Annotated in this window: 4 protein-coding genes; all 4 read left to right on the top strand. The window is 56.6% G+C overall.

What is annotated here, in order from left to right:
- Positions 1 to 459: endonuclease domain-containing protein (locus NW863_RS03350; protein ID WP_414364386.1), on the top strand; the 459-nt coding region annotated here is incomplete at its 5' end.
- A gap of 21 nt (positions 460 to 480) precedes the next feature.
- Entirely contained in the window at positions 481 to 1,128 is a 648-nt protein-coding gene (locus NW863_RS03345; RefSeq protein WP_414362490.1) for a hypothetical protein, read from the top strand.
- Between the two features lie 1,427 nt (positions 1,129 to 2,555).
- Positions 2,556 to 4,307 carry a helicase HerA domain-containing protein gene (locus tag NW863_RS03340; protein WP_414364384.1) on the top strand — a complete coding sequence of 584 codons (1,752 nt, stop codon included), beginning with the start codon at positions 2,556 to 2,558 and terminating at the stop codon, positions 4,305 to 4,307.
- Positions 4,308 to 4,464: 157 nt separating this feature from the next.
- Positions 4,465 to 5,216, top strand: a 752-nt coding sequence (locus tag NW863_RS03335) for a hypothetical protein (RefSeq protein ID WP_414364381.1), incomplete at its 3' end; no start/stop codon positions are given.

Genomic DNA, 5,216 nt, shown 5'->3' with positions numbered 1-5,216 from the left:
GCTTTGGCCGCTCACCCTGAATTGGCTTCCGTGAGCTACGGCGCCCTCCAGTTGCCGCTCCCGGAGAGGCGGGAGGAGTTCGACAGCTCGGTGCAGGTGGTGGTGGATTGCAAGGGATCCCCTCACCCCTTTAGCCTAGCAGAGAAGAAGCTAGCCGAGCGGGTGGCAGCGGACCCGCAGCTCAAGGATCTGCTAGAGTTTAACCAAGTGTTACAAAGTGTAACTGGGCAATCCTTTCGAGCAGATCTCCTTTGGCGGGAGGGCAAGGTGGTGGTGGAAGTGGACGGGCCAGAGCACTGCAGCCGAGACCGCTACTACCAGGATCGCCTGCGGGACTACCAACTGCTGATTTCCGGCTACTTGGTGTTGCGGATCCCCAACGATCTGGTGATGAGCGACTGCGAGCGGGCGGTGGAGATGATCCGCAAGGTAATTCAACAGCAACGGAGCCGGCTTTGAGGCGAGTTGGAGAGTGAGAAGATGACCTCTTTGTTGCCCAAGAGCGAAATTTTGCTCTGGAAGCTTCTGCTAACGGGGGAAGAACCGGCCAAGTCCCAGCTGAAGCCAAAGCACAGCGCCAAGGAGCTCAAGCTGCTGGAGGAAAGGGGCCTCATTGAATACAAGACCACAGTTGAAAAGGGAAGGAAAGTAGCTCGGCTTGCACTAACTGACAAGGCCTGGGACTGGGCCTCCACCACACCTCCAACGGCCATTGCCCGTTCCAAGTCACCGGAGGCAGCAGTTGTTTTGCAAAAGGTCTTGGAAATTTTGGTGGACTACGTGCAGCGGGAGAGCGTTCCCTTGGCCCATGTCCTCAAGCCAGCCGGCTCTGGCCAACCTCCTTCCGATTTTGGCCAAGCGAAAGTCGATCCCGCCTTCCTCGAGAAGGTCTTTCAAACTTGTGAGGAGATGGGAGGACGCCACTCCCGGGTTTACCTATCAGATCTGCGCCAAAGATTTCCCCAGGTGCCACGCCAGCAATTGGATCAGGCTCTTGTGGCTTTAGATCGCCAGACCAAGATTGTATTGATGCCTATTGACGATCCCTTATCTATCACTCCCGCAATCGAGGCAGCAGCCATTACCCTCTCCGGCGCCAAAAGATACTTTCTGCGAATTAGGAGTTAAGCATGCAGAGTGCAGAAGAACAACAAAAGGCCCTTGAGGCTCTCAGGGAAGTTGATTTTGATTGGACGGTTCACCTGAAGAAAATCTGGCAGCCACCAGAGTTTGACGTTCCCGATCTTCATCGAGAAGCTAGAGAGCGGCTATTTGAGCGGCTGGAGAAGTTGATCCAATCCCCCCAAAGCGAGTCTCCGCTGGGGATCCCTGTTGTCGGCAGCGGCGGTACTGGGAAGACCCACCTGCTCAGGGTATTGAGACAGCGCTGCTTTGAAAGGGGCGTGGAATTTGTCCTGGTGGACATGACAGATGTGAAAGATTTCTGGAAAACGGTAGTTCAAGGGTACCTTACATCCTTGATGCAGGAAGAGCCAGATGGAAGAAGCCAGTTAAGAAAGGTTCTCGATCAAATCTTCCTGAAAGCCCTGGCCAGCCCTAAGAAGGCAGAAGAGATTGCTAAATTTCCTCCTGACCTCTTGGTCAGAGTTGTCAATCGAGTTCTGCAATGGCTGTTTACTCAAGATAAGAGTAACACACTTAAGTATCAAGACTGTGTGCGGGCCATGATTTTGGCCAACTCTGCCGACTTTGCCATAGCTGCAGCCGGAATTAGCTGGATAGAGGGCCTAGGTGTAGATGATCCGGAGACGAAGCAAAGGTTTGGCTTTGTCTCGCCAGGCTTAACTCCCAGCGAGATCGTCGCGGGGCTTTCTTGGCTCATGAGCCTGCGGGGACCCACTGTAGTTGCTTTGGATCAGCTGGATCCAATCATTATGCAATTTCATATAGCTTCAGAAGAATCAGGGGCAGAAGCAAAGACTACAGAAAACATTGTTCACAGCATTGGGGGCGGTCTTATTGCGCTACGAGATTATCTCTCTCGATCTCTTGTGGTTGTCTCCTGCCTAGAAGACTCTTGGGAAATCCTAGAAAAGACGGTTGTTTCTACGTTTTTAGGTCGCTTTGAGTTCCCTTTGAGGTTAGTGTTTCTTGACTCTGCAGCTACTGCTGAGGCTGTTGTTGTCTCTCGCTTAGAAAAAGCCTATCGCAAGGTTGGCTTTACCCCTCCCTATTCCTCCTACCCCTTTAAGCCGGAGTTTTTTAAAAGCAATGAATTTCTGTCTCCTCGAGAGCTTTTGCGAAAATGCCATGAGCACAGAGAGAGCTGCTTGAAAGAAGGGAAAGTTATCGAGTTAGGAGCCTCCGGTTCTCCTCTTACTACTTCAAGTGCTTCTCTGCAGGAACTGGATCGCGAGTTTGAGAAGTTCAAGCAAGATGCTGATATCTCTCCATATTTACAGGAAAACAAAGACGAGCCATGGAAAGAACTTTTGACTTCTGTATGTCACTTTCTCGTTTGGCAAGAAAAGTTGCCCGCCAGCATCGGTACCCAAATTGAAACGGATTTCCCTGGAGCCAAAAGCTTTTCCCAGATGCATTCTCGTTTGCGCCTAATCTTCCATGAGGCCAACGAGCGAGAAAAGCACCTTTGTCTGATAGCCATCCAGTCAGGTAATCCCAAGGCCTTCCAGGCCCGCTTGGGAGCCGCCAAGACAGCCGCCGGGATCGATCCGGCCCTGCGATCTCGCAAGCTGGTGGTGGTGCGCACCATACCAGTGCCCAGAGGCCCGGTAAGCCAACAATTGTGGCAGAGTTTTCTTGCGGAGGGCGGGATCCACTGGCAGCCCAGCGAAAGGGAAATCAGGGTTCTGCTGGCCCTAGAACAGCTCAAATCCAGGCCCGGTTTTACGGACTGGCTGGCCGAGCGGCAACCCCTTGCCCAACTGGCAGCCGCCGAGCCTGATTCGGCTTTGGCCAAGATCCTCGCCTGGCTGAAGGAAGGGATCCCTGGGCAGGAAACTCCAAAAGGGGATTTCTCACTTTCTAGGGTAGAGAACGGCAGGGCCCCTCAAGCCAAGCAGGACTTGCACCTGCCGAGTTTGTTTGTCGGGCGGCGTTGGGTGGCCAACCGAGAAGGGGAGCCGGTCTTTCTGCCCGTCCCAGAGCTGGTGCGGCACACCGTGATCCTGGCCGGCAGCGGCTCCGGGAAAACGGTGCTTTTGCGACGCATCGTGGAGGAGGCAGCCTTGCAAGGGATCCCTTCCATCGTTATCGATGCTGCCAACGACTTGGCCCGCCTGGGGGATCCCTGGCCTGCTGCCCCCCAAGGCTGGACAGAGGAAGATCAGGCCAAGGCAGAGCGCTACTTTGCCCAAACCGAAGTGGTGATTTGGACCCCTGGGCTGGCAGCAGGTAACCCCCTCACCCTCGCCCCCCTGCCGGACTTTGCTGCGCTGGCTGACGATCCTGAAGAGCTGGATCAGGCCGTCGACATCGCCTGGGGCACCCTTCAGGAAATCGTGGCCCCCGGCAAGACTGTCAGCGACCAACTGAAGCGGGGAGTTCTCAGGGCAGCTTTGAAGTACTTTGCCACCCACCAGCCCGGATCCCTGGCCGAGTTTGCCGAGTTCCTGGCAGATCTGCCCCCAGAAGCAGGAGCCGATATCAGCAAGGCTCCGCAACTGGCCCTGCAGATGGCCAATCTCCTCAAGGCTGCCATGGTCAACAACAAGCTGCTCAGTCAAAGCGGCACGGCGTTGGATCCGGCCAGCCTGTTGGGGCTGGGCGCAGGCTATGGCAAAACCCGCGTGTCGGTCATCAACCTGGTGGGTCTTCCTACCCTGGGCGAACAGCAGCAATTTGTAAACCAACTGGCCATGGCGCTGTTTGCCTGGATCAAGAAAAACCCCGCTCCGCCGGAAGCGCCAGTGCGCGGGCTGTTGGCCATCGACGAGGCCAAAGACTTTGTGCCCTCCCAGGGGACTACCCCCTGCAAGCAGAGCCTGCTGCGCCTAGCCGCCCAAGCGCGCAAATACGGCCTGGGCCTCATTTTTGCCACCCAGGCTCCCAAAAGCATCGACCACAACATTATCGCCAACTGCTCCACCCAGTTCTTTGGCCGGGTTACGTCGCCAGCGGCTATCGAGGTGGTGCGCGAGCAAATTGCCCAGAGGGGAGGAAGCGGCGAGGATGTAGCGATCCTGAAGGTGGGGCAATTCTACCTCTCCTCGCAGGAGCTTCACCCGCCCTGCAAAGTCCAAACTCCCTGGTGCCTGTCTTTCCACGCCCCTACCCCTCTAAGCGAAGCTGAGGTGATCCAGCGCTCTCAAGGCAGCCAATCCTAGCTCCTGCCTGGCGCCCTGCTCTGGAACGGTTGCCCCTTCCCCGAGCTAGTAGTTGGCAAGGATCTGGACGGGAGTTATGCTCCCTTAAGACGTTGGCCGGAAGGGGACAATGGAAGCCGTCAAAAGACCAGTTCGGCGGAACTTAGGGATTTTGGCCTTGCTGGCAATTTGGGCTTGGCTGAGCTGGGGGACACTGGTTTGGTCTGCCCCCTCCTGTAGGGAGCGGGAGCTGCGCTTGCTGCGGCAAATCCTGGCCGCGCTGGGCCGTCCCCAGGTGGTAGTGGAAGAGGTGGCTCTGTTCGATACGGATCAATGTCTGGTTCAGTTGGTATTGGATCGCCGCGGGCTGAGCGGATCCCTGCCGCCGGAGATTGGCCAATTCCACCGCCTGCGGGCCTTGTCCCTCAGTTACAACCAGCTTTCTGGCCCCATCCCCGCCGAGCTGGGGCAACTGAGCGAGTTGGAAAACCTGTTTCTGGACTACAATCAGTTCTCCGGCCCCATTCCGCCGGAGCTAGGGCAACTGCACAAGCTGCGGGGGTTGTTTTTGGATCACAACCAGCTCTCCGGGCCTATTCCTGCCGAGCTGGGGCAGCTCAGCCGCCTAGAAAACCTCAGCCTACAAAACAACCAGCTCAGCGGCGCCATTCCCAGCCAACTGGGCCAGATGAGCTCCCTGAGGGGCCTGTTTTTGGATCGCAACCAACTCTCTGGGCCCATTCCGCCCCAACTGGGGCACCTGCGCCACCTGGAGAATCTGTACCTGTCGGACAACCGCCTCAGCGGATCCCTGCCGCCAGAGCTAGCCCAACTCAAGCAATTACGGGATCTGCGCCTGGCCCGTAACCAGCTCACAGGCGAGCTGCCCGGCTTTTTGGCAGAACTGCCGCGGCTGGAACGGCTCCACAT

The organism is Synechococcus sp. B60.1, from assembly GCF_047462555.1.
Taxonomy (GTDB): domain Bacteria; phylum Cyanobacteriota; class Cyanobacteriia; order Thermostichales; family Thermostichaceae; genus Thermostichus.
Note: the sequence above shows the minus strand (reverse complement) of the source record. Positions and strands in the feature narration are given on the sequence as shown.